The organism is Ruegeria sp. AF7, assembly GCF_056541885.1.
Window position 1 is genome coordinate 1 of the sequence record NZ_JBQFYX010000028.1, and the last position, 24,552, is coordinate 24,552.

Sequence of the window (24,552 nt, forward strand, 5' to 3'; positions counted from 1 at the left end):
TCAAGGACTGGAGGCGGGTCGCAACCCGCTATGACCGATGCCCCAAAGTATTCCTTTCCGCCATCGCGCTCGCAGCAACCGTCATCTATTGGTTATGAATCCTGACCCTAGTCTAGCGTTGTATCAAATAGCCGATTTTCCCCGCGGTGACACAAAGCAGATCGCGCTCATTTGCGCGCAGCGTATTGGCGGGAGTGCCGCGGACATAGAGGTCCGTCAGGGCCTCTTGATCCTCGGCGGAGAGGGCAGGGGAGGTATGGGGAGATAAGGCGTGGGCGGTGTCATGTGCTAAGTATGCAAGGAAAATCCTGGCGAAATCATCGCTCCGATAAGTACCACTTATCGGTTAATTTTGGAGTCCACGTCATCGTCAGACTAATGCGCAAAAGCCTCTTTTTTTGCGCGTAAAGAGAGTGGAGTTCATAAGCCCAAAGCAAAATTCGCTGCTTTATGTATCTGTCGCAAAATCGGTCTCCACCTGTCAGATCGAACGCAGTTCTGGTAATGCGTGCTGGAACATGGCGGGGGCAAACCGTGACAATCTCATTTAAGGGCGCGCATCTTCCGAGAGACGTGATTTTGCACGCGGCTTTCTTCTAGCTGCGCTACGGTTTGTCATATCGGGATCTGGAAGAAATCATGGCGGTACGCGGCGTTGATCTGGATCATGCAACGCTGAAGCGCTGGGTCAGTCGATATGCTGGTCTCATTGCGGACGCAGCGCGGTGCAGAAAGCGTCCCGCCGACCGTTCGTGGCGGATGGATGAATCCTATATGCGGGTCAAAGGGAAATGGGTTTATCCTTATAGAGGGCTCTGTTGCACAAAACCTTTGAGGGATTCATCTCGTGAATCCAGCATGGTAGCTGGGATGCATGAGCAGACCCACATCCCCGACCTACAAGACCAGAAACTGGCCAGCCTACAATGAAGCGCTCAAGCGCCGAGGCTCGCTGGCAATCTGGTTCGACCCTGAGATGAGCTAGGATGCCGCGCCGACAGGCAGGCGTGGCCGCCAGCAGAGCGACAGCAACGTCGCTATACAGACTGCCTTTCGATGAAGGTGCTGTTCGGGATGGCGCTGCGGCAGACAACCGGCTTCGTCGAAAGCCTGTTGCGCCTGGTTGGCCTCGACTGGACGGTGCCCGACTTCAGCACGCTGTCGCGCCGTCAGAAGACGCTGGCCGTCAATATCCCGTATCGCGGCTCCAAGAGTCCGTTGCACCTGCTGATCGACAGCGCCGGCATCAAGGTTGAGGGCGAAGGCGAATGGCACGCCCGCAAGCATGGTGGCCCGAAGCGGCGGGTCTGGCGCAAAATCCACCTCGGGATTGACGAGGAAACGCTGGAGATCCGGGCCGTCGAGATCACCGGGAGCCACATCGGCGATGCGCCGGTCTTACCCGACCGGCTCAACCAGATCCCGGCGGACCAGGAAATCGGCAGCGTCACGGCAGACGGCGCCTACGATACACGCAGATGCCACGATGCCATCGCTGACCGCGGCGCCCACGCTGTCATCCCGCCCCGCAAGAACGCGAAGCCCTGGAAGACGATCACCGCCGGAGCCGTGGCGCGAAACGAAGCTCTGCGAGCATCGAAATACCTCGGTCGTGCCCTCTGGCGACGATGGAGCGGATACCACCGCCGAAGCCGCGTCGAGACAAAGATGCATTGTGTGAAACTGCTGGGGCAGCGCCTCATGGCACGAGTCTTTGACCGACAGGTCGCGGAGCTTCAGGTCCGCATCGCCGTCCTGAACGGATACACCGCGCTCGGCATACCCGTAACGGAAGCTGTGGGATAAGTCCGTCCGGGGATAGGGGAACCTCCGCGTTCAGCCGATTTGTGCAACAGAGCCAGATGCCGGTAAAAATGCCCGCCACGCCCATCCTTGGAATAGGCAAAACGGTAGATCGTCTCGTGGCTCACACGGATCGGGTGGCGTTCCAGGCGCATGCGACCTGCGATCTGCTCCGGAGACCAGCCAGCTTTCAAGCGTTCCTCTACGGCAGCCTTCAAATCCGGATGCGCGATCATCTTCCGATGGATGGCCCGGCGGCGTTCATACATATTCTGTGCTGCTACCGCGTGATAACCGTTCAGCTGCGGCAGCTCTTTGTCCCTGAAGAAATTGCGTTTCAATTTGCGATAGATCGTCGACGGAGCGCGACCCATCCGATCCGCGATCTCTGGCACCGGCATTTTGTCTTCACGCCACTTGGCAATCTGGCTGCGTACCTCCAAACTCAGGTGAGGGTAACGGTTCCGATCGCCAAGACAGTTCGGTAAGTTCAAAACTTTGTAAGAAAGCCGGCTCACGCTTATTCCAATCCACGTCAGATACCTTGGCAATGCCGATCCCAGAGTTTGCGACACATCCTGGAATAGTTCGATTTGCTTGGGGTCTGCTTGGTCTCTTGTCACTTGTATCTTGCAACTTTATAAGAACCCCCGGAATATTTTGGATGCCAAGACAGCGACAGAGTGCTTCGCAGGGATGGTTGTGTAAGGAATGCTGCAAGGCGCAAAAAGCAAGTCCGGACAAGGGGACAGAATGGAAGAGCTTGCAGGGCAGGTCGCGGCGCTGAATGAAAAGGTAGAAGCCCTTCAAAGGCAGCATGCCTTTGATATGCGCCAGATGGAAATTGCTTTTTATCAATCAGAAGTGCAGCTGCAGCAGCAAATCAGAGAAATCCTGCGGCAAACCGGGAATATGGGCCTCACAACTATTCCAAGTCACACATTTATCCGCGACACACTCTGGAAGCGTATCGTTTTCCGCAAAACCGGAAAGCCAAAAAAGCTGTTCAAAGTTGCCTTTTTCAAGTCCAATGGCAAGGTGCGCGGATATGCCAAAAGAATTGTTTTCAAGAAGGACGGCTCTCCTCGTCCACATTTCTTGCCCGAACTTCAGATGCAAGCAAATAATAGATGAATGCTCTTTGTGCTGCAGATAGCGCACTTTTTTCGGAGACAGAAATGTCAGATGACTCCCCGCAAAACGCTTCTGATTGCAGCAGCGACGCCCCTTTGGTTTCGATCGTTATTCTGAATCTCAACAAGCCAGACATGACGATCGACTGTCTGAAAAGCATCTGGAAAAACACGACAGGCATCCCGTACGAAGTTATTGTTGTTGACAATGGTAGCTCTCCAGAAAATCAAAAGCGCCTTGCAGCCTATGAAGGGCCGCACAAATTGGTTCCGCTTGCGATCAATCGCTTCTTTGGTGAAGGAAACAATGTCGGAACGGAATTTGCCAAAGGCACATACCTGCTCTTTTTGAACAATGATGTCATCGTGACGCCTGATTGGCTGCCGCCTCTGGTCGATGTTTTCGACTCCCATCCCGATGCGGGATGCGTAGGCCCCAAGTTCATCTATCCAAGCGGTGAATTGCAAGAAGCCGGAGCGCTTCTCGATCCCGAGGGGTTCTCCGTTCAGATTGGTAAGTTCCAGTCTCCTGATCAGCCGCGCTTTAATCGAATGCGGGTTGTCGACTACGTCTCGGCGGCCGCTGTTTTGATGCGCAAAGCGGATTTCGATGCCGTTCTGGGCTTCGATTTCCGTTATGAACCTGCCTATTACGAAGACTGTGACCTTTGCCTGAAGATAGGCACTTTTGGGAAAAAGACGTATTACGTCCCTAAGTCAGAGGTCATCCACCGTGAAAATGCCACTACAGCTGACAAGAGCCTTAAAGACAAGCTTAACAGTATCGTTGAAGTCAACCAGGCCAAGTTCGTTGATCGCTGGCACAGCTTCCTGACGACCGGCGTGCATGACGGCAAATTCCATAGTGCACCACTGCTGCCGGCCCGGGTTGCTTCGGCACGTAAGACAGCGGGAATTTTTACGCCCTATAATATTATCCCCGGAGGGGGAGAACGCTACCTGTTCAGCATTATGAAAGTGCTGGCAGCGCACGGCTATGGTCTTACGCTCATTGTGCCAGAGCTTTACTCCCGGCTTCGTATATCGCTGGTTCTTGATCAACTCGACCTTGATCTGGATGGGATCGACATCATCACGCATGCCCAGGCGGAGGCGGGTGCGCAATTTGATCTGTTCTATTGTCTGGGGAATTCGCTTGTTCCGACATCGCGCGCTATGGGGCACATCAATCTGTTCTGCTGTCAATTTCCCTTCAAAACCAACGAAGATCATACCCGGCAGCATCTATCCTTGCTCCGGGACTACGACGCGGTGATCTGTTATTCGGGATTTGTCGAGCAAGAGATCCGCAAACAGTTGCGCCATTTCGAGGCACCCGAGCCTGCCATTCATGTGGTGGCCCCACCGGTCGGGATCGTTGCCGAGGTAGATCCACAGACGGCAAAATCAGGCATTCTCGGAATTGGCCGTTTCTTTATCGGAGATCATTGCAAACGTCAGGATGAGATGGTCAAGGCCATGAAGACTCTGTCTGAGCAGGGAGCAGATACAAGCCTTGATCTTGTCGGCTCTTTGCATCCCGAACCGATCCATCGCGAATATTTGGCCAATTGCCGACAGATAGCTCGGGATTTGCCGGTTTCATTTCATATCGACGCCCCTGTCTCTGTCCTGTCGGGGCTTTTGCAACGCGCGTCGATCTATTGGCATGGGGCGGGTCTTGGTGTTGATGTCAAAAAGTGGCCTGAGCATTGTGAGCATTTCGGCATCAGTGTCGTAGAGGCGATGTCAGCAAGGGTCATCCCGATCGTTGTCAACAACGGAGGGCCGTCCACGATTGTCGAGGACGGCATATCGGGGTTCCATTATGGCTCCCGGGAAGAGCTTGTGCAGATCACGCACGCGCTTCTGTCCTATTCGGAGGACAAGTTGATCGAGTTGCGTGACAATGCGCAGGCCCGAGCCCAGCTTTTTTCTTTTGCGGCTTTTGAAGAACGTTTTGCTGATGTTTTGGTGTCAATGGAGAAGAAAGTGTCCCAGCGCTTTGAAACCTCATCCGCACATGCTTCTGTCAGCACGCGCTAGTTACTATAAGGTGCCATATGAAAACGGAATTCTCTCCAGATTACCAAATCTCTTTTGCTTGCAATATCTGTGGTCGGTCTAATACCCAGGTCGCAGGCACCTTTCACAGAGAGGCCCCAAATTGTTCTGGCTGCGGATCCACGCCGCGTTTCCGCGGGATTATTCACGCTCTCAGCCTTGGCCTGATGAAGCAGTCGCTTCCGCTCAAACAGTTTACTTCTGACCCTCATGTGAAAGGGATCGGAATGAGCGAGTGGGAGGGATATGCGCGGATCCTTTCGGAGAAATTCGACTTCACTAATACGTTCTTTCATCAGGAGCCATTCCTTGATGTGGTTTCACAGACGCATTGGCAAAACTATCAAGGTAGTGATTTCCTGATCTGCACCGAAGTCTTTGAACATGTGCTGCAGCCTTTGGAACCTGGGTTCACGAACATGCGCAAGATGCTCAAAACGGGCGGCCATCTTGTCTTTTCGACCCCGTTTGGTGATGCGCCGAAGACCATCGAGCACTTTCCGGGCATGGTTGATTTTGTAACATGCCAGATGGGAGAAGACTGGCTGGTTGTCTCGAAAAAGAGCGATGGCAGTTATCAGGTATATGATGAACATGTTGTTTTTCACGGTGGCCCAGGCACGGTGCTCGAAATGCGGATTTTCGGGCGCGACGAGCTGGTCAAGCAGTTGGAAGCGGCTGGTTTTGAGGTCACCGTGCTGGATGAAGCTGTGCCAGAGATTGGGTACTACTGGCCCAGTATCGTAGATCGACCGGAATTCGGACATATCGGTGAACACTACGTTTTGCTCTGCAAAGCTATTTGATTGATAGAATCCGGCGTCACATGAAGGAGGTGATATGACTTTTGTTTCCTATGCTCAGAATTTTGAAGACCTCATTCTTTGGCGCGCCCTCAAGGATGTCGAAAAGGGGTTCTATATTGATCTTGGTGCCGCCTGGCCGAGCTTTCATAGTGTCACATTGGCATTTTATGAACGCGGCTGGAGCGGAGTTAATGTGGAACCCAATCCAAGACTTTTGAAGGAGCTCAACAAAGAGCGGATTCGTGACACGAACCTTGGCGTTGTGATTGGTGACAGCGAGGGAGAGGTGACTCTCAGCATCTTGAGCAATGCCGGATTGTCTACAGCTTCTGACGAGATTGCTGCCAATCATGTCGAGGCCGGGTTTAGAAAACAAACTGTTGTGGCACCGATGACGACTCTGACCGATCTATGTGACGCCCATATGGGTGATGTGTCCGACATCCATTTCCTGAAAATCGATGTGGAGGGCTATGAGGCCCAGGCCCTTCGTGGCAATGATTGGGGCCGCTTCCGGCCTTGGATCATCTTGATCGAAGCGATGGAGCCAATGTCCCAGGTGACCAATCATCACCTTTGGGAACATCAGTTGACCGTGGCGGACTATCGCTATGTCTATTGCGATGGTTTGAACCGCTATTATTTGGCGGCAGAACATTATGATCGTCTTGTCCCGGCCTTTGCCTATCCACCGAATTTGTTTGACGATTACATGAGTGTGACGCAGCAAACAGCGATGGTAGAGGCAGAGCAGCGCCGTAATCATATTGTAGATTTGCAGCAACAGATCACCGCCGCAGCTATCCGCGAAAGCCAAATGGAAGCGCAGAATGCAGAACTGATGAATGAGCTTTCGGCGCTACGCAAACACGTGGAGGTCGATGCCACATATCAGGCCTCTCGCGGGATGATTGAGGCTGTTTTTTTCAAGATCAGTGGAGAGCCGAAAAAAATTGTGGCCAACCTGCTTTTTCACTCTTCAGGGCGCATTCGCTCTATCACCCGCAGAATTGTTCTGAAGCGCAGTGGTCAACCTCGCGCATCTTTCAGAAAGTGGATGCACTCGGCAACCTATCAAGCGCTCTCTAACGCTTATAAACTGCCGAGATAAAGATCAGATTGGGCGGGCAAGCCATGCTGGCCCCATCAGACCTGTGGTGTCGGGGACCATTTCGCCCTGCAGCTCTGTACGTTTGAGGAGATCAAGAAAGAAGTCTTCACGAAAGCCCAGTTCCAGCCATTTGTTGCATGTGATTGCCCAGACAGCTTCCCCGTCATAGCGCAGCCCCCAAGGGAAAGAAAAACCGTCGGAAATCGGCTCTGCAAAAAAAGCGATAACACCGTTTTCTGTCAACACATTCTCACGGATATGGGTAAGCAGGCCCTGAAACTCGAAGCAGTGATGAAAACTTGATGAAAACAGCGCCACATCATAGCGTTGTCCGGGGTTGCGCGCCGCTTCGAGGAAATCGGCATGATAAGTGCGCAGGGAAGTGGACAGCGCTTTTGCCTCATTGGTGATGCGTTTCAAAAAAGCCTGATCGATATCAACTGCACAGACATCCATACCGGCCCGCGCCATTGGAATGGCCGTATTGCCCCAACCAGCCCCAAATTCTATGATGCTCTTGGCATGAGGAGCATGCTGTGCGATAACGCGAAACCCTTGGACCGCCTTGCCGATCTCATGCGCCACGACGCCCAGATTGTCTGATGTCCATGGAAAGCCACGTGCAAAAGCCTCATCCGAAAGATGTGAAGACGTCAATTCATTCTGAACATCGTAGGGTGTGTCGACGAGTTTTTGATAAAGCTCCGTGACCTCTTGGCGATATGCATCCGAGAAGGGATCATCTGCCTGCATGGTGTAGGCAAAGTTGAATTTTTTCCACAGTGCACTGAGTTCATCAAAGTTTTTGGCTGCTGCCAGTTGCTCTTTATAGGCTTGAGCTCGTGTAATGAACTCTGATGCCTTCGCAGTCTTTGGGGGCAAGGGTTTTGACACGGCCAGTGACTGCGGGGCCGCCCCTGGAGTGTTCTTTTTGGTTTTGAACCAGCGCACGGAAGGTATCCTTGTCTCTTTTTAGATGTGTAAAGCGGCTTTAGAGCTTTTCGGTTTTGGGGTCACTGCATAAAAGTGACTATATTATCCGGCTTGCGCGAACTTTACGGGAACATCCGCGTTTTCAGTCGGATTTCTGGTCTCTGAGAACGTTGTAGAGGTTGGTTTTGCTGATTTTTAGGTGCGCTGCTGCCTCTCGGGCAGTCAATCCATCACTGAAATGAGCTCTGGCCTGCTCCAGCTTTTGGGTGTAACGAAAGGCTTGCGTCCGCCTTTTCGGGACGTGGGGCTGAGCGGAACGGTATCCCGCCATAAGAGGCCGATAAGGCTCCGTCGCAAATTTCTTTGCCGCGCAGAGGTCCCTGAGGCGTGGGTTCTGCATGGCCCTTGGTCCTCAACTGATGCGCACAGCGTGCGCCCGTGGCCGGTGATACCTTCAGGCGCAACACTGACGCACACCTGCTTGACCCTTCTTCAATGTATCTCTGAAACCGCGTCCAAAGTGCCGATGGCAATGGTGCTGACATGATCCACCCTACCAAACAGGATGAATCACAGATCAGCACTCAAGGGATTCCCTCGCAATTCAAGTTCAGCCCGAAACGCTTTAGCGCCACATCAGGAGATCTTTGAATTGCCAATCTGACCCAGATAGATACTCAATGATTTCATCGACTGATATATTTTTTTCGTCCCCCAATTGCCGGTTGGGAAAACTTTCAAATCGTGCCCGGAGCGCATCCATATCGAAATCTGGTTTTTCGATGCGCCAGATCTCGATCAAGGCGACATCGATCCGTTCCCAGATCTCCATGGGTGTCCGTGTTATAATAACTTCGTCAAAACCCTGCGTGTCCGATTTCCAGACTAAGGCTTGTTTATGTCTTACGTGTTCGGCCATCCATGTCTGAGTATCATGCTGGCTGACGCGCACTTTTTCAAAGCTGCGCGCGCGCATGGCATCCTCATTCAAAGAGTAATTCCCGATGTTTTGCATGTCGCGGTAGAATTCCACTATGCCATCTTCGCGGCCAAGGGCTGCGTTGAAAAAGGTAACGCGATCGGAGAACGGGGCAAGATTGAACTTTAGAGCCGCAAAGTTGTGATGGTCTGGCTCCACACAAAGCGCATGCTCAATCTGATCGGACAGGACCTGAATTTGCCGGCTAAACATGCCGATATTCGCGCCAATATCGAGCAGTGTATAGCGTCGGCCCTCTTTGAGGTGCCCAGCAAAAGCAGCGAGGTTTTCATATTCCCAGCGCGCATCTGCAATGATGGCCGGGCTCATTGTCTTGTCATCCGGGACAAGCAGCCCCTGTCCCGCAGTCCCCAACGGGCCGTCTTTTTTGAGGGTAAAAAGAAGCCCGGTTCGGCTCAATGTGTCATGCATGTTGTCTGGCCAGTCGCCCATGGCATTTATCTTGCGGTTTTGTGCCACCAGCGTTTTTTGTGTCTCATCCAGATCATAGGCCAAAGATCGGAACAGCGATGTGCCATGGCGATTATGGCTGAGCTCTATAGTTTCCCAATCATCGGGCAAATTGCCGAAACAGGCCACGATCAGCCCGTCTCCACTGAAGGATTCATGTACGTCATGTTCCGCGACAATGCGGGCCCCGGATTTCTGCAGGATATCGACGCATTTCTGGTGCGTCAGGGGGTCACCGCTGATCTGGTGGGCATGAGTGGAGACACAGACCCAACCGATTTTGCCGGCCGAAAACAGCGGTTTGCAGCTTTCCAGAACAGCAACCTCATCGCCTTGAATGTCGCAATGCAATAGATCGAGATAGTCCCATTTTTCTGCGGACATCAGATGGGCAACCGAATAGCAGGTGCTGCGCATCTCACCGCTCGCCTCACCGGTAAAGGGCATGTCTTCGACGAATTGAGGCCCTGCAAAACCGGAAAGGAATTTGGGTGCCAGCCCATTGAGAGCGGCATTGGCCTGACCAACGGCCAGATGTGCCGGTTCCGGCTCAAGAACCACCGCTTTTCGATCGGGGCTTTGGTTGAGGAACCACAAGCTGTAATAGGCCCAAAATCCGCCTAACTCTATCATTCGAGCCGAGGCAGGCAGTCTTTTGACAACCTCGTGGAAGACTCGCTCTTCTTGAGGTTCGTGGTGTCCTTTCGCCGCGCGGATGAGATTGCTCATCCACGCTCCGTAATAGCCACCGCATAGCACACGCAGCCCATTATGCATGATCTGGATGCGGCTGCCGTTTTCATCCTCATAGATGGCACCAGCATCGCTGACTTTTGGAATGGCATCTGCATCAGAGCATTGCAAACCCATGGCAACGCGCGCCTCAAAAGATGCCACCGATGGTGGATAGTTCATGCGAGTACTCCCGAAATTTGCTTGCTAGTTGTGTTTGCCGAGTGGCTTTGGGATGTCAATAGAGACTCCCGGCAAACCCAGCGCGGTTCTGTCGCTAACTCCGCCCCCACCTGTTAGATCGAACGCAGTTCTGTTAACGCATGATGGAACATGACAGGAGCAAGCCGTGACGATCTCAGTCAAGGGTGCGCATGGTTCCGTAGCAAAGTTTGCAGTTGTTCAGAAACCCGCTTTTTTGTCGATGGGTTAGGCAGCCAGTTCTGCGAACTGTAGAAATGAACAGAGTCCGGGCGTGAATTGGCCTTAGCGGATCATGTGCGCGACTTCGATACCTGAAAGAGTTGCAGATGCGGATTCAAAAGACTTGAAGCCAAGCATCGGGCGGGTTCGTCTTTTGATAAACCTGTGATCTTGTTCCAAGATGTTACATAGGTATTTTTGCCTCACCATCTCGATCGGGAGCGGGCAACCAAAACCTTTGAGCATCTTGTTTATGGCCTTGATACCAGCTGTGTTGGCGCCGCTTTTGTCAATGACGATTTTTCGCGGTAGACCATTGACCTCCTACATCTGAGCGAAGCGTTTTGTCGCAGCCGGTTTGTTTCGACGTATTGAAAGCATGAAATCGCGAGTTTTGCCGTGCTTGTCGACCGCTCGGTAAGGGTAACCCAGGTGCCTTTCACTTTGAAATACGTATCGTCAATTCTCCAAGAGCGATCACACGGACCCTTACGATGGCGCGCTGTTTCAGCAATTACGCCTGCAAACCGTGTCACCCAGCGGTTCAGCGTTGTGTGATCGACGGAAACACCTTGCTCATGCATGATCTCTTCTAGATCGCGGTATGACACGCCGTACCGGACATAGAAAAACACAGCAAACAGGATAACATCCTTCGGATATTGCGCGCCTTTGAAATAGATCACCAATGGACTTTCGACTTTAAGATTTCGATAGCCATTCATCCGAAGCACTCTTGAGCGTCAACAGTCAAAAGTTTGCAACACATCCTTCAGGAGAGAGAGAAGCGGTCAGTCACACCGAAGTAGTATATAGGCGCTTCGTGGCAAAGTGGAAACAGCGGTCACCAATGGCCACGCCCGTTTCTCCTCAGTAGCTCACCAAAAGGCATTGCCAGTTGATTGGGTTGTCCTTCTCGGATAGCGCGGTACCATGACCATACCGACCTCATTGCCGCGGCTGAAGGGCTTCCGTTTTCCTCGCGAAATCATCGCCTATGCGATGTGGGCATATCATCGGTTTGCTCTCAGCACAGCAGATGTCGAGGACCTCCTGGCGGAGCGTGGCGTCATCGTCAGTCGTGAAGCGGTTCGTCTCTGGGTGAACCGTTTCGGGTCTCAGTTCGCGGTTTGTATCCGACGCGACCGGCCCCGGCCGCACGACAAATGGCATATGGACGAAGCGGTCGTCCCGATCAACGGCGTAAAACACTGGCTGTGGCGTGCAATCGATGGCAACGGAGATGTACTCGACATTCTGATCCAGCCTCGCCGCAATGCCAAAGCCGCAAAGCGTTTCTTCGGCCGACTGGTTGCAGCCTATGGCGAGCCGCGTGTCGTGATCACGGATAAGCTGCGCAGCTATACCAAGCTGATCAAGGCCATCACGCCAGACGCCGACCATCGGGCGCACAAGGGGCTCAACAATAGGATTGAAGGGTCACACTGGCCGACGCGAGAACGGGAAAAGATGATGGGTCGGTTCAAGTCACCACGCCAGGCGCAACGATTTCTCGTCGCCCACGACCATATCAGTACGATCTTTGCCCCCGCCGCTATCGCCTTTCCACTCTCTCCTACCGCCATGCCAGAGCCGACACGTTCAAGCTGTGGGAAGGTTATGCTGCCGAACTATCGGCCTGATTGCGCGGTCCCACGCTTATTCCAATCCACGGCAGATAACTTGGCAATGCCCCAAGAAGTCTTTCAGTATCGGAGGCGAATACCGTTGCACCTGACGCTGATATTGTGTGGCGAGAAGACCTGCCCGGAGATAGATATTAACAAGTCGGCCGTATCATGCACGATGCAGTAGCGCGTGAAACTGTCGGTCTGCCATTCGCCATTCTGCTCGAACAGCACAGCGCCGATCAGGCGTGTGATCGATGCTTCGTTCGGGAAGATGCTGACGACATCCGCCCGGCGCTTCACCTCCTTGTTCAGGCGTTCGAACGGATTGGTGCTGTGCAGCTTGGTCCGGTGCTGACGGGGGAAAGCCATGTAGGCCAGCACGTCGTGTTCGCTCTCGTCCATCAGGTCTGCCAGTTTTGGCCATCGCGACCGTATCTGATCAGCCACGCGGCGCCATGTCGCGCGATCCGTGCTGCGTTCATGCTTGCCGGCGCCGATCAGGCCCTCGACATCGGACTCCATGATGAGCTGCAGCACTGCCTCGGCGACGGCGCGAAGAAAATCGCCGCCATCTTCCTTTTGCAGAAGTTCGGAAAGGTCCATGTTGTTGGTCATCGGAGTCTCCGTGTGGTTCGTGGTTGAAGCGGTCAAACTCCACCTCGACCATACACCTCGATGGCCACCCGGATTACACCGTCAAAGGCGCAGAAATTACACCACGTTCGCGGACACTAACGTTCAAAAAGCTGTTCGTGTAGAAGTGACAGTCAATCGCTTCCACGCCCTGACTGAAAAAACCCGCTACTCGAACTATCAGGTCGGTGTTCACAATATCGGTTTCGCGATCCGTGTCATAGATGCACATTCTGGCATCGTGCTGGCGTCGGAAGACGAAGTTGATGCCGATCTGATTGCGTATACGGGATTGCAGGCACTTGAAGCCGTCAGGCGCGGAGAAACGCAGCGGGTTCGCATCACACGCCACGTCGCCGCCGTCGTCGCCGGTTGGCTTGGAACAGGTCCGGACGTACGAGGTGCCTTCTCGCGGTCGGGCAGATAATCAGCCCGGCCGTGTCGCATGCACCGTTTTATCAGCGTGGCCAGGTGATTGGGTTAATGACGGGATGGCGGGGTGCCTATCAAGCACTATGCGACGCGGCGGGAAAGTCCGAGAAGGCCAAGTACCGGGGTTCTGTTGCGAAGTTTACTGAAGTTCTGAGAAATACATCTGACTAGCGGAGTCAAGCGACCAGCACATTGAATTGCTGAAAGGGACAGAGTCCTGTGTCCGTCGTCAGGGTTTTAGGAGAGTTGAGGCTGTACTATAACCGAGGCTCTGGTTGTGTTTATGTTCCAGTCTAGGAGGCCCCAGTGGTGTCCTGGCAGCTACTTCTGTTGCGGCCATTCATCGCTTCTCTGAACCTTTTGGCCGGGGTGCTGCTGCTGTAAGGTGCGCGTTTCAGCGAGACATCAGGTGTCTCCTTCATAGTTTCTCTTGAAGCGCTTCCGACCAGCGCCGCTTGCCATCCCGCCCGATCAAAACCTCATGGCCCGCAACAGACTCCAAATGCAGCTCCCGATGGACCCCCATAATGACCTCCTGACAATTCTACACTCCTCAGCGGAATCGCAATTCAGTCAGACTTCTGGAAGGTGGGGTTGCGACACCGCTTACTTTCAAACGGCTGTTCTCGTCTTCCAGTTCAGGCAGACGACGCATTTCAGATGGCAACATACCCGCATACTTTTTCTTCCTGTGGAATTAGGTCGCAGAGCTGATCCCGGCCTCACGGCACACTTCAGCAACCGTCTTGCCTTCTTCAACCTGCTTCAAAACAAACGCCTTCTGCGCGCCCGTTAATCTCGCTGCTTTCATCACTTCCGCTCCTTCCCACAGCCAAGGACTCGTTGCGGAAAACTCTAATCAAAATCGGCCGGAAAATGGGTTTCAGAGCACATCCCTCAGCCCTTTGTTTACGGCTAGTAGAGATGGTCTCGCTCAAGTGGGGCGCGTATCGCGTTCAGTCTCTAAGATACGTTTAAGTTTCGCGCGATCGGCTTTGGAGGCATGACGCTTGTCCATAGGGATACTATCTACCGAAATCACATTCGGAACGCCAAAACCAAGCGCAGATTTCCTCCAAACCTCGAGGTGATCAGGGGAACCTTGGACGCAAAGTGTGGGGCCTGCTTGTGAATTGACAAACGCGCATCGATCTACGCCCGGCCAATGCTGTGCTGCGACTTCGATAGCAAAGGGGAAGAGCGTGCCTGAAGCGACTTCAATTTCGGACCCGACCTGCCCCCACAGCCATAAACGTCCATCATCATCCAACGTACCAGCGTCACCAGTCCGGTGCCAAATAACATCCCCTTCCTTGATTTTGTTTTTCTTTGAGTGAGTTGGGTTCAAATACCCTTCATTCACATGTGCGCCAGCGACTTGAATCTCATTGTCGCGAATGCGGAGCATGATGTCAGGCACTGGATAGCCTACGAGAAGACCCTTTCCAGCAGCCATCTCGCGGTGATCCTCCTCCGAGATGTCCATAGCATCGAGATGGGCAATCGGTTCAGCCTCGGTCGATCCGTAGACGCAAACAACCGAAAGTCTATGCCGGGTTCTCAACGCCTCCACCAAGTTTGGAAATACAGGTCCGCCGCCGGTGAAAATCGTGTGTAGCGGCCCGGTGTCGTTGGATTGAAGCAGTTTTTCACACAGCGATGGAGGGATCAGAGCTCGGGTGATTTTTTGCGCCTGAAGCCAGCGTTCCAACTGCGCAGGCGACAGGCGGTCCAGCTTGCTTAGCCTCCAGTTAGGTAAGACACTTGTACGCCCGGCCGCCAGGTTGATCAGGGTGAACACTGGAAAGGCCACCAGATCGCGCTCGGCCTGGCCACTGTCGAGGAGGGGTGCAATGGCATCGTGCTGTGCCATCAGAAACGCGTGTGTGCGTGGAATGGCTTTGGGCTTACCGGTCGTGCCGGAAGTAAAGGAGATAAGGGCGATGTCATCCGGTTGCACCTTGTGCACCGTCGGGGGCCTGCGGCCTTCTCCAGGTGTCAGCAGGGGTAGGAACCAAAGGTCCGGAACCAGAAACTTCAGCAAAGAATACACGCCCGCCGCACAGAACGCTTTTGGTTTCGTGGTCCGGGCGGCGTGGCGCAGACCGGCCAACCCCATGGCCGGCTCCGGCAATACAACGGTGGCGCCAAGGGACCATAGGGCGGCCAGACTTGCGTACAGGTCCGCGTTGACAGGCATAGCCAAAAGCACACGATCACCTGGCCGGATACCCTTGTCTTGCCACCGACCTGCCAAGTGCTGAACGCGCGTGTGCAGGGTCAGAAAACTGATCAGGCGGCCCTTACCGTCCACTATTGCGGTCCTGTCTGGGGACCGTTCAACCGCAGCCGAAAAATGGGCGAGCAGGTCAGCCATTCAGCTTCAGACCAAGCAGGGAATATCGTCGGAAAATCGTCGCGCCTTCCGTGGCGCTGCGGTCGGCAGAACTGTTGTTATCATGGATCAGCGCATGAATGGCGGTGTCGTACCCCATTCTGAATGCCGTCTTGTGAAACCTGTGTGCCAGATGCCGCCCGGCACCAGGTTCGAGACTTGCATAGGTCTTAAGGATTGCGGTTCTCGGATTGGGGCCTTCGACATAGTTGGGAATGCCGAACAGAAATCCGGCCAATGCTCCGTTACGGCGGCGTGCAAAAAGGATCAGGTCGCGCTTCATCATCGGTACAACCGGCAAATACATGGCCAGAAAATCTGCTTCGGAAATCGGCTTATAAAACGCGTTGTTCGAGAACGCCCGTGTCGAAAGATCGAAGACCTGACGGAACAGGGCTTCTGGGTCTGTTCCATCCCACTCTTCCACAACGAAACCATCGGTTTCCGGCGGTGCCGATCCGGCAGCGGCCTGTAGCGGCACCCGCGCCGAAAAGTACCGGCTTATCTCGGCAAAACCTGCTGACCGGAATACCTCGGGATCATGAGGTTTGTTGCTGGGCTCCATCAGGAACGGAGCGGTCCCGTCGCTGTCCGTGACGAACCTGTAACTGTGCCAGGTATCGCCCGACATAGGTCCAATGATGCGGTCGAGTCCGGCGTCTTGTACCTGTTCTATGCCTTTGCGCAGGATTTCAAGGCCGGCTTCGGGCGATTTATAGGAAAAATCGCCAAAGGTTGCGGTGGGGACGCCGCCCCAGTTCGGACCGTTCAGATACACGGTGAGCTTTGCATCAGCCGTTTTGATGGTCTCTTTGGTCATGAAAAAACTCCGGAAAAGAACCCCGCATCAAGCGATCCAGCAACGCTCCAAACGTAGTAAAGCAAGGGCGGGGCAACGGCCAACAGCGTCAGCCTGAGCACTCTGTCTTTTTCGAGCCAGCGTGGCCGGATCAATGGCACTGCGACTGTACAAAATAATGAGAACAGGGCTAGAACCGTCAGCGGCTCGGCCCAGTTTGACTGTTCAGAATTCTGGGAAACAGCCCAAGTCCGAATGATAAATAGGACAGCCGCAGCAAGCGGTATCGCAAAAGGAATGGGACGCAGCGCGACAACAGTGAGTCCCATGGCCAACCCCATCGCACTGAGCCCAAAGAAGGAAATTGCATCCCATCCCGTTGCATTGCCAGCCGCAAGCCAACCGAACCCCAAAAGCCCCAAGGCGGCTACAATATCCAGATTAGGGTACTTGCTGTCACAAGGAGAAGCGGTTCGCGCCCAGCCGTGTGCGGCAAGAACCAAAATCGGCAAGACTGTGTTCTGCAATTTCGCGGCGGCCAACAGCAAAAAAACCGCGACAACATACACACGGGTCGCATGTTTGGTCAGGCCCATCTTGGTTCCCACCACGCCGAAACTGGCAAGGGCGGCAAAGAACATGGCGGCCAACAGGGCGAGCTCGGCCAAAGAGCTGTGATAATGGCTGTTCAGAAAAATCAACAATCCAAGCGGCAAGAACAGGTTGTCGAACCCTCGCCAACTTTGCGCCTCGACCAATGTGCCAAAGGCCGCCACCATCAGGCACAACATCATGATGTTAGACGGCGGGAGTTTCGACAAAAACAAGAAGCAGATGATCGCAACCAATAGAGTTACGACAAAAAACACCACTGACCCTTCTAAGCTCTTGTCGCCATCTTCTACCACGTAGCGTTTGGTTCCATACGCGGTCCCGGCCAGGGCGGCTGCGGCATCCGCCAGTGTCAGAACGGCGATTGGCAGGATGTAGAACAGAGTGTTTTCTCCGGCCAGCAGGAAACATAGCCCAACTGACAGGGCGAGTAGAAAGTCACCGTAGGACGTACGATCCACGCCATGCAGAGTCGCGCCCAGACCCGATGAAAAACGGGGCAGGCGTAGCACCAGCATTACCAGGATTGTGGCCGCAATCAGCATATAAACCGGCCAGCGATCGGGAAAGAGCCAGGGCAACAGCAACGCAAAGAGGCCCGTACTGACATGCATCAGCTTGCGCTGTACTTCGGCACCCAGAACCGCCGTATTGGCCAGATGGCGTATGATCATCATTACGCCGATCAGAGCCAGCACGGACCCCGCGGCAAGCAGGATCTGCCCTAGTACGCTCATGGCTGAACCTCTTCGACAACGAAATCCGAATAGAAAAACGCCATGTCTTGGGTTTTCTGCTGGGTTTCAATGTCGACCAGGGTTTCTATCTGGTCCCGGTATTCTGGCGGAACCCGCCGGGGTGCCATCATATTCCAGTAGACCAACCGGGCGTTTGGCTCTGCGGCGGTCAGGATAGAGCCGTAGACCTGCGGGAAGGTCTCGGGGGACATGTATTCAAAGATGTCGGACAGGTTGAACCCGCTGGCTTTCTCACCGGTCGACACAAAAGCCTCGAGCGACCCAAGGCGGATGTCCAGACGATCCAGCCGGGATCGGATTGTTTCGTAATGCTCGGGACGCCATGCCATTGGCAGCGCGTCGCCGTGATCACCTTTGAGAATCCAGTGCAGATAGGGATTTTTCGAGGGATCGGTGGTGACCCCAGCGTGACGGATGCGACGGGCAACATGTTGGGCCGGGCTGCCCTCGACATGGTCGAAGAATGCGCTGTCCCGGCCCATACGACCCATGACGAAGCGAGAAAAAAAGATGTTCAGCAAGAGCCGCCATCGAACCGTGTTGAACTGCGTGTCAAAGAAAGTTTGACGCTCAGCGGGCGTACGGAGAAGGAACACCTCATCAATAGTTCGGCGTGAATGCACAAGTGGCAGAAGCCAAGTTCGAAAGATGCGAAAATAGCGTTCGAACTTACCGACGCCGCCGATGCCGTATTTTTCGACATCCTGGGTCAGGGCCTGCCAGAAAGTGCGCGTTTCTGCATCTGTGGCATCCATTACCCGGCTCAGCAATGCTCCTCGTCGGCTACTGGGGCGCGAGCCCGTAAGTTCAATGAATTCGGGATGGGACAGCACCTGATAGGCTGCGACTCTGAGGTTGAGGCAGGCGATCTGCGCCGGTGACAAGTCTAGAACAACTACGCGCGCTGGATCGAGTGTCAGCATCGCAAGCGCATTGTCCCCGGCCGAACAGATGGACACTAATATCCTGCCCGCGCAGTCGCCCAAGGCAGAGGTGAGAACGTCTGCGTCCTCCCACAGTTGGGCATAGCGGATATGGTCGAAATCCGCTTTTTTCTCAATCTCACTGCTACCCATCACACCGCTCCACCGCGCCGCTTGCCCCGTCGACCGAGATCATCTCGCCATCTTCGATCCAGTGCGTGGCGCCTTTCAGGCCAACCACGCAAGGGATGCCCAGTTCACGTGCGACAATCGCCGAATGTGACAACAGCGACCCCCGTTCGACAACGATGGCCGACGCGTTTGAGAATACGGCGATCCAACCCGGATCGGTATAGCGCGCCACCAGGACGTCCCCAGGGTTCAGAACTTCGGTGCGTGGATCGCGGATCACGCGCGCTCGGGCCTTGATCTGTCCTGCGGAACATCCCGTGCCATGCTTTACCCGTGCGGTCTCTACCGCGACTTCTACGGTTTCGGACCAGATCGGCGCGATGGCGGGACCACGAATTTCGATGCGTTCCGGCGGGTCGGGGCGTCGGGACGAGGCTTCATCCTCCTGTTTGCGCCGCGCAACGATACTTTTCAGATCAGGCGTTAGGCCATAGCCTTCGACTGCTCCGAGAACCTCATGTGTTGTCAGAAAAAATACATCCTTTGGGGACGAAAGCAGATCGCGCGCGGTGAATTCCCGGCCGATGCCCAAAAACACACGCCGCGCATAACCAAAGATACGCGTGCGTTCAAAGCGTAGGTTTTCGCGGTCGCGCACACGTGCTTTGGTCCAGCCCAAGATCCATTTGGCCAATTGCCGTTTGAGCGGGTTTGCCGGAAACAACGCCTGCCAGTCTGGCTCAGTTCCTTTCTTACGCCCGGACGGGGGACGTTCAGCGCTGGCTGCAATGGCCAGCAAAAGGCTGGTCGGGTCGTCGCGCAGCGAAACGCTTTCCAGCTTTAGCTCTTCGGTGCACCGGTCGCCGAACTTTTCCAGATACGCTTCAACCTCGGCTTCGATTTTCTGGTTTCCTGACAAAACCGATAGATGCGCATTGGCCTTCAAAGGTGCGGCAAGGCCAGCATGCCGGACCAACTCTCCCATTCGGGCAATGCGTTGAGCGGGTTCCGCCGAAACGATATCGCCTTGCCCGATCATGAGGTCATTGTGCATGGCCAACCCATCGTCGCCCAGCCACTTTTGCAGCAGGTTCCGCGAGCCACCAAAAGCAATCATGCACAGAAAATCGTTGATCAGCGGGGCGTCCCAACGATCCAGAAGAGTGCTTTCAATGCGGCGATACTCGGCGGCCAGTTCGGTCGAGTTCGAGGCATCCACATCCAGCCCCGTCTGCAATATGTCGTTCAGCCTCCGATAAAAATCGCGCCGGGTCTGTGGCAGTCGGATGGCCTGCCAGATAAGGCCGCCTGCAACCTTGGTCAGTTTCGCGTAATCCAAGACCTTGTGCCAGCCGGTGGTGGGGGGCGGAGCAAGAGCATCCGTGACCTCACGCGGCATCGGTTCAGAAACGCCCATCATCGTTTCCATATAATCGCGGTTCAGCGAAAACCCGGGCAACAGCGCCAGCGCGCGATACCAGTTGATCAGATTGTAATAGGCACGCCCGTCCACCCGCCCCAGCAAATTGTTAAATACAGTTGGATGGCGGGCAACCGTGTGCCGGGATACGCCTAGCAGCCTGACGAAAGCGCGATACACCTGAGAATACACATGCAGGGCAAAAGAATAGGTCAACGGGCTAACGATGCCGGGATAGCTTTCGACGATATTGGAGTTGTCGAAAATGGTCAGTGTCTGGTCTTCGAGCGCCGCAGGGCGCAGGGTTGTGGTAATCGGTCGGGCCTGCAGAATATGAAGCCCTTGCTCATCAATGGCCCACTCAATGTCCTGAGGGAGGCCGAACAGCGCTTCGGATTTTCGAGCGAGGGCCGCGATGGACTGCGCCTCGGACGCGGTTAAATGCCTGGGTGTTACTGGAGCGCTTTCCGGTGCGCCATCCGCGCCGATGACCCAGTCTTCTCCGTCCGCTTCACCTGACACAAGCTGTTCTGCAAGTCCATCAATGGCCGAGATCACGACCACATTGCGCCGGCCACTGACCGGATCGGCGGAAAAGGCGACCCCGGCCGTCTTTGCATCGACCATGCGCTGTACGATGATCGCAGGAGCCTCGACCTCGCCGCCGGATTTGACCGCTCGGTATGTTTCGACTGTAGCCGAGAAGCCGGACTGCCAAACCTTCTTGGCTGCCTCGGTCACATGCTTGCTCGGAACATTCAGGAGCGACTCGAACTGTCCCGCATGGCTGTTGTCCACGCCATCCTCGGATCGACCAGAGCTGCGCACCGCGTAAGGTCCGGGCCCGAGTGTTTCAAGCGCAGCAGTCAATGCCGATCGCAGGCCCTTCTGCGCGATTGGGCCGGATTGCCCCATGCGAAACGCATCATTTGTGATGACAAAGAACGCGGGTGGCGAAAATCCGTGCTGCGACAGATGCGATAAGGCCGCCGCTTTCCCTCCGACAACCGAGACATCGTTAGCATCCGTTTGGGCGACAATGAAAGTCAAACAACGTCTCCGATCAGTAAGGGCAGGAAGCCAGCCGTGGCATAGCAGAAGAAAACCCACAGACCGGAAACAGTGTCCATCCTGTTCTGGGCTTTAACAGTTGGTGCCTGACTGTAGCGAAATGCGGCAGCCCCACAGAGAACCAGCGCTATCGCGCCGATCAGGGCGCTTGGCCAGCCAACTCCGGTGGCGCTGCCCGTGCCGACAAGAAGCGTGTAGGACAGCACGACACAGCCGATCCAGATACGCCCCGCCAGATGCGGACCCCATAGGGCGGAATATGTGTCGACCCCGGCAATCTCGTTTTCGGGCGCCCATAATTTGCGCCCTATCTCAAGGACGCAGCCATTTACAAAAGACAACGCTAGGAACAGCCAAAGAGAGGGCGCTGCCGCGCCTGCCGGTAGCCATTCAAGACCGGTCAGTAACAGATCAATCAAGGGCATGATTGCCATATGGCTTAGCAGGTACAGAATTGGCCGTGCCTTCAGCCAGGCTGGAACACCGAATTCAACTGTCATCGCCGAGAGCCAGATCCAGACGGCGCCCAACAGCCACAAAGCCGACGGCTGCCAGAACCAAGCGGCGGCAAGTGCCAGTGGAATGGTCAGCAAACCCAAGATCAGAACTTCGCCCGAAGAGACCAATCCGCGTGGGATCGGCCTGTCGGGCCGGTAGCGCCGGTCGTCCTCTGCATCCTTGAACTCGTCACAGACCCGCATCTGGAAGAACAGCGCCATGGCCAGCACGAAACCCGCGGCAAAGGCGGGCCAGTCGGGCAGGGGGCGGTCCGCGAGACGCGCGGAAACGCAAATGCTGGCGGCAGAAAACACCAGCAGCAGCGGGACGGTTTTCTTCAGTGGAAAGCGTTCGGACAGATATATCCAGACTCGATTCTGAAAACTCATCTTTGCCGGGCCAAACTTTCATGGGCGCGGGTGAAATGACCCGCTGCAATCGCTGCAACGATCGAGATTTCTCCGCATAGGCATGTGGCTGCGGCAACCTCGGCCAAAGCTGTACCACAACCGTTACCGCTGAGGCCAAGTATGTTCAGCGCGGCTGCCTGGCTTGGCAAGCCGGTTCCGCCGCCGACCGATCCAACTAGGATGTTGGGGAGAGTCACCGAGCAGAACAGATCGTCGCCCCTTGGCTCCATGCGCGTTACACCTATAGCGCTTTCGGCAACGCAGGCCGCGTCCTGTCCGGTTGCAATGTAAAAGGCTGCCAACCCGTTGGCATAATGCGCCTGCGCACCAAACTGGCCGGACAAATGCGCCCCCAGATTGGCGACGCGGCCATAGTCCAGCATCGCCTCGACCGTTGTTCCCAGCGTCCTTTCGACAATCTCAGCCGGAAGCGTGACCGAGGCGCTGACCTTGCGCCCGCGCCCTGTCACTAACCCCAACGCCGAGGCCTTTTTGTCGCCCGAGAAATTACCTTCGACATACCAGTTTTCAATCTTAATAGCGCAGTTATCCGCGATTGCGTGGCACAAGGCATCGGTGGCGATAGTCACCATATTCTGACCCGCCGCATCACCTGTTGTATAGCGGCAAATCAAGAAAACGACGTTTGTGTCGATGAACGGCTCCAGTGATACAAGTTTGCCATGACGGGTCGTCGCTTCGGCCGCAGATTGGAGCATGTCGACATTTGTCACAACCCAATCCACGAATTGCCCAGCCCTTAGCAGGCTCTCGAATACAAAGGCCGGTGTACGCAGTACACCTTCGTACAAAACGGCAGTGCTGATACCGCCCGACCGGGTGGCGGCGTAAGCGCCCCGGGCATAGGATGCGACAAGCGCTGCCTCGGTGGTGGCGAGGGGGACATGGAAATCGCCATTTGCGTTCATCCCGTTCAAGCGCAAGGGGCCAATAACCCCGACAGGCAGCTTAACCGTCCCTATGAAATTCTCGATATTGGCCCCGTAGATTTCGGCGTCCTCGATGGTCGCCGGATCTGCGATCTGTGCTTGATCCGCTGCACTGGCCGTCGGTTTCAACTGGTTCCAGAAGTGTCCGATGGTCTCTTTGGTAGGCTTGCGGGACGGGCGCAATGTTGAAAACTCTGCATCGCTTGGGGCCATCTGCCGGGGTATCTGATCTGCGTCAAATCGTGCTTTTATGCGTTGAAGCATTTCGCGAACGTGAAACGGAATTACCAATAGCGCGCTCCAATAGATTTTCTGTACAGAGGTGTTGCAGCTAATAAACGATGCGTGGGCAAGTTATCAGTCGTATGACTGAAATCCAGCCAAATGTTCATAGATCAAGTGTTCGATCCCAAAGGGTTTAGCAACTGTATTTCTCAGGGGGTCTGAGCCGACCAGTTTTGCCGAGATTTGAGGAGTGCGTTCGCGATTGTGACGAGCTTTCTAGCGACTGCTGTGATGATGACTTTGTGTGGCTTGCCCGCGTCGCGCAAACGATCTGCGAAGATCTTGAGATGCGGATTGTGATGACTCGCGACGAGAGCAGCCTGGAACATGACGTGTCGTACCTGTCGCCGTCCCCCACCAATGGCGCGCTTGCCACGCATCGCACCGCTGTCGTGAGCAATGGGAGCCAGACCCGTGAGCGCGGCAGCTTGTTCTCCCGAGAGTTGGCCCAGTTCAGGCATTTCCGCGATAAGAATAGTGCTGGCAACGGGGCCGATCCCAGGAACAGAACGCAAGATATCAGCGGTTTTTGCAAGGCCCTGATCTGCGGCGATGGTCTGCGCAATCTGATCTTCCAATTTACCGATCTGTCGATCCAACAGCGCCCTCAGCTCAGCATCAACTTCAGTGAAAATCCCATCCGTTCCCAATTTCTCATGCGCCTTGATCTGCGCCAGAAGTCTCTTGCGCGTCTCGACAAGCTGCGCACGCTTGGATGCCAAGGCTCTGAGAAGGCGCAATTTCCCATGTGGCAGTTCGCGCCCTGCGTCTGGTCGAAATGCCCCTCTCGGCAGATTGCTTCGCAATCGCCTGCCGGGCAGTGCATGAATCGCGCAATGAGTTCCGCGTCGATCCGATCCGTCTTGGCGCGTGTGCCATGGCTGGCAGCGAAGGCTTTGATCTGAGCTGGCGGCAACTGCCGAGTCGCGATACCGGCTGCATCCAGCGCGGTCCACAGACGCCATTCCTGCCCTCCAGTCGCCTCGAAACAAACAAGCGCGTGCGTTGATTGTGCCAGACCAACAAGCTGCGCGTGACCCTCATCGCTGTTCGGGAGCCGCAACCTACGAATGTCCGGCAGACAATGAACGTCAAGCCAATCGCGGCTGACGTCTATGCCGATGATCTGTTCGTGTGATACTTTGTTC

The 24,552-nt window shown here is 54.9% G+C and carries 16 protein-coding genes and 9 pseudogenes; 10 read left to right on the plus strand and 15 right to left on the minus strand.

What is annotated here, in order from left to right; translation table 11 throughout:
- The 3 pseudogenes from ACR0AP_RS20040 to ACR0AP_RS20050 all read left to right on the plus strand — a co-directional run.
- Nucleotides 1–98, plus strand: a pseudogene (locus tag ACR0AP_RS20040) (IS5/IS1182 family transposase); the annotation flags it as partial.
- Between the two features lie 436 nt (nt 99–534).
- Nucleotides 535–816 (plus strand): annotated as a pseudogene (locus ACR0AP_RS20045) (IS6 family transposase); the annotation flags it as partial.
- Nucleotides 817–874: 58 nt separating this feature from the next.
- Nucleotides 875–1,806 (plus strand): annotated as a pseudogene (locus ACR0AP_RS20050) (IS5 family transposase).
- A gap of 2 nt (nt 1,807–1,808) precedes the next feature.
- Here ACR0AP_RS20050 and ACR0AP_RS20055 read toward each other — a convergent pair.
- Nucleotides 1,809–2,297, minus strand: a pseudogene (locus ACR0AP_RS20055) (transposase); the annotation flags it as partial.
- Between the two features lie 259 nt (nt 2,298–2,556).
- Here ACR0AP_RS20055 and ACR0AP_RS20060 point away from each other — a divergent pair.
- Genes ACR0AP_RS20060 through ACR0AP_RS20075 form a run of 4 tightly spaced genes read left to right on the plus strand, consistent with a single transcriptional unit; the run spans nt 2,557 to nt 6,917 of the window.
- Nucleotides 2,557–2,937, plus strand: a complete 381-nt coding sequence (locus ACR0AP_RS20060; RefSeq protein WP_480508938.1) for a hypothetical protein — start codon at nt 2,557–2,559, stop codon at nt 2,935–2,937.
- Nucleotides 2,938–2,981: 44 nt separating this feature from the next.
- Nucleotides 2,982–4,982: a glycosyltransferase gene (locus ACR0AP_RS20065; protein ID WP_480508940.1), complete on the plus strand. Its 2,001-nt coding sequence runs from the start codon at nt 2,982–2,984 to the stop codon at nt 4,980–4,982.
- 17 nt (nt 4,983–4,999) lie between these two features.
- Nucleotides 5,000–5,806, plus strand: a complete 807-nt coding sequence (locus ACR0AP_RS20070) for a methyltransferase domain-containing protein (RefSeq protein WP_480508942.1) — start codon at nt 5,000–5,002, stop codon at nt 5,804–5,806.
- 34 nt (nt 5,807–5,840) lie between these two features.
- Nucleotides 5,841–6,917 (plus strand): FkbM family methyltransferase, encoded by a 1,077-nt coding sequence (locus ACR0AP_RS20075; protein WP_480508944.1) that lies wholly within the window; start codon nt 5,841–5,843, stop codon nt 6,915–6,917.
- Nucleotides 6,918–6,920: 3 nt separating this feature from the next.
- Here ACR0AP_RS20075 and ACR0AP_RS20080 read toward each other — a convergent pair whose 3' ends face one another.
- The 3 genes and pseudogenes from ACR0AP_RS20080 to ACR0AP_RS20090 all read right to left on the minus strand — a co-directional run bounded on the left by ACR0AP_RS20080 (nt 6,921) and on the right by ACR0AP_RS20090 (nt 11,144).
- The gene (locus ACR0AP_RS20080) at nt 6,921–7,868 is read right to left on the minus strand and encodes a class I SAM-dependent methyltransferase (RefSeq protein ID WP_480508946.1); all 948 of its coding nucleotides are present in this window, start codon (nt 7,866–7,868) and stop codon (nt 6,921–6,923) included.
- A gap of 607 nt (nt 7,869–8,475) precedes the next feature.
- Nucleotides 8,476–10,215 carry an FkbM family methyltransferase gene (locus ACR0AP_RS20085; protein WP_480508948.1) on the minus strand — a complete coding sequence of 580 codons (1,740 nt, stop codon included), beginning with the start codon at nt 10,213–10,215 and terminating at the stop codon, nt 8,476–8,478.
- 303 nt (nt 10,216–10,518) lie between these two features.
- Nucleotides 10,519–11,144, minus strand: a pseudogene (locus ACR0AP_RS20090) (IS6 family transposase).
- A gap of 244 nt (nt 11,145–11,388) precedes the next feature.
- Between ACR0AP_RS20090 and ACR0AP_RS20095 the strand changes: the two are divergent.
- Nucleotides 11,389–12,098, plus strand: a pseudogene (locus ACR0AP_RS20095) (IS6 family transposase).
- A 90-nt stretch (nt 12,099–12,188) separates the two neighbouring features.
- A pseudogene (locus ACR0AP_RS20100) lies at nt 12,189–12,239 on the plus strand (hypothetical protein); the annotation flags it as partial.
- A 48-nt stretch (nt 12,240–12,287) separates the two neighbouring features.
- Here ACR0AP_RS20100 and ACR0AP_RS20105 read toward each other — a convergent pair.
- Nucleotides 12,288–12,548, minus strand: a pseudogene (locus ACR0AP_RS20105) (transposase); the annotation flags it as partial.
- Nucleotides 12,549–12,687: 139 nt separating this feature from the next.
- Here ACR0AP_RS20105 and ACR0AP_RS20110 point away from each other — a divergent pair.
- Nucleotides 12,688–13,146: a DUF6778 family protein gene (locus ACR0AP_RS20110; RefSeq protein WP_480508950.1), complete on the plus strand. Its 459-nt coding sequence runs from the start codon at nt 12,688–12,690 to the stop codon at nt 13,144–13,146.
- Between the two features lie 615 nt (nt 13,147–13,761).
- On the opposite strand, the pseudogene ACR0AP_RS20115 reads toward ACR0AP_RS20110, so the two are convergent.
- The 10 genes and pseudogenes from ACR0AP_RS20115 to ACR0AP_RS20160 all read right to left on the minus strand — a co-directional run.
- Nucleotides 13,762–13,962, minus strand: a pseudogene (locus ACR0AP_RS20115) (transposase); the annotation flags it as partial.
- Nucleotides 13,963–14,085: 123 nt separating this feature from the next.
- A complete protein-coding gene (locus ACR0AP_RS20120; RefSeq protein ID WP_480508952.1) occupies nt 14,086–15,528 on the minus strand; it encodes an AMP-binding protein in 1,443 nt (480 codons plus the stop codon).
- Nucleotides 15,521–16,366 carry a hypothetical protein gene (locus ACR0AP_RS20125; protein WP_480508954.1) on the minus strand — a complete coding sequence of 282 codons (846 nt, stop codon included), beginning with the start codon at nt 16,364–16,366 and terminating at the stop codon, nt 15,521–15,523. Before ACR0AP_RS20125 ends, ACR0AP_RS20120 begins: the two co-directional genes overlap by 8 nt.
- Nucleotides 16,363–17,694 (minus strand): hypothetical protein, encoded by a 1,332-nt coding sequence (locus ACR0AP_RS20130; RefSeq protein ID WP_480508956.1) that lies wholly within the window; start codon nt 17,692–17,694, stop codon nt 16,363–16,365. The genes ACR0AP_RS20125 and ACR0AP_RS20130 overlap by 4 nt, the downstream gene beginning before the upstream one ends.
- Entirely contained in the window at nt 17,691–18,791 is a 1,101-nt protein-coding gene (locus ACR0AP_RS20135; RefSeq protein ID WP_480508958.1) for a BtaA family protein, read from the minus strand. The genes ACR0AP_RS20130 and ACR0AP_RS20135 overlap by 4 nt, the downstream gene beginning before the upstream one ends.
- Nucleotides 18,784–21,240 (minus strand): PEP/pyruvate-binding domain-containing protein, encoded by a 2,457-nt coding sequence (locus ACR0AP_RS20140; RefSeq protein ID WP_480508960.1) that lies wholly within the window; start codon nt 21,238–21,240, stop codon nt 18,784–18,786. The genes ACR0AP_RS20135 and ACR0AP_RS20140 overlap by 8 nt, the downstream gene beginning before the upstream one ends.
- Nucleotides 21,237–22,148 carry a UbiA family prenyltransferase gene (locus tag ACR0AP_RS20145; protein ID WP_480508962.1) on the minus strand — a complete coding sequence of 304 codons (912 nt, stop codon included), beginning with the start codon at nt 22,146–22,148 and terminating at the stop codon, nt 21,237–21,239. The genes ACR0AP_RS20140 and ACR0AP_RS20145 overlap by 4 nt, the downstream gene beginning before the upstream one ends.
- The gene (locus ACR0AP_RS20150; protein ID WP_480508964.1) at nt 22,145–23,383 is read right to left on the minus strand and encodes a hydroxymethylglutaryl-CoA reductase; all 1,239 of its coding nucleotides are present in this window, start codon (nt 23,381–23,383) and stop codon (nt 22,145–22,147) included. The genes ACR0AP_RS20145 and ACR0AP_RS20150 overlap by 4 nt, the downstream gene beginning before the upstream one ends.
- A gap of 170 nt (nt 23,384–23,553) precedes the next feature.
- Nucleotides 23,554–24,003: a transposase gene (locus ACR0AP_RS20155; protein ID WP_480508966.1), complete on the minus strand. Its 450-nt coding sequence runs from the start codon at nt 24,001–24,003 to the stop codon at nt 23,554–23,556.
- A gap of 8 nt (nt 24,004–24,011) precedes the next feature.
- Nucleotides 24,012–24,552, minus strand: a 541-nt coding sequence (locus tag ACR0AP_RS20160; protein WP_480508968.1) for an IS110 family transposase, incomplete at its 5' end; no start/stop codon positions are given.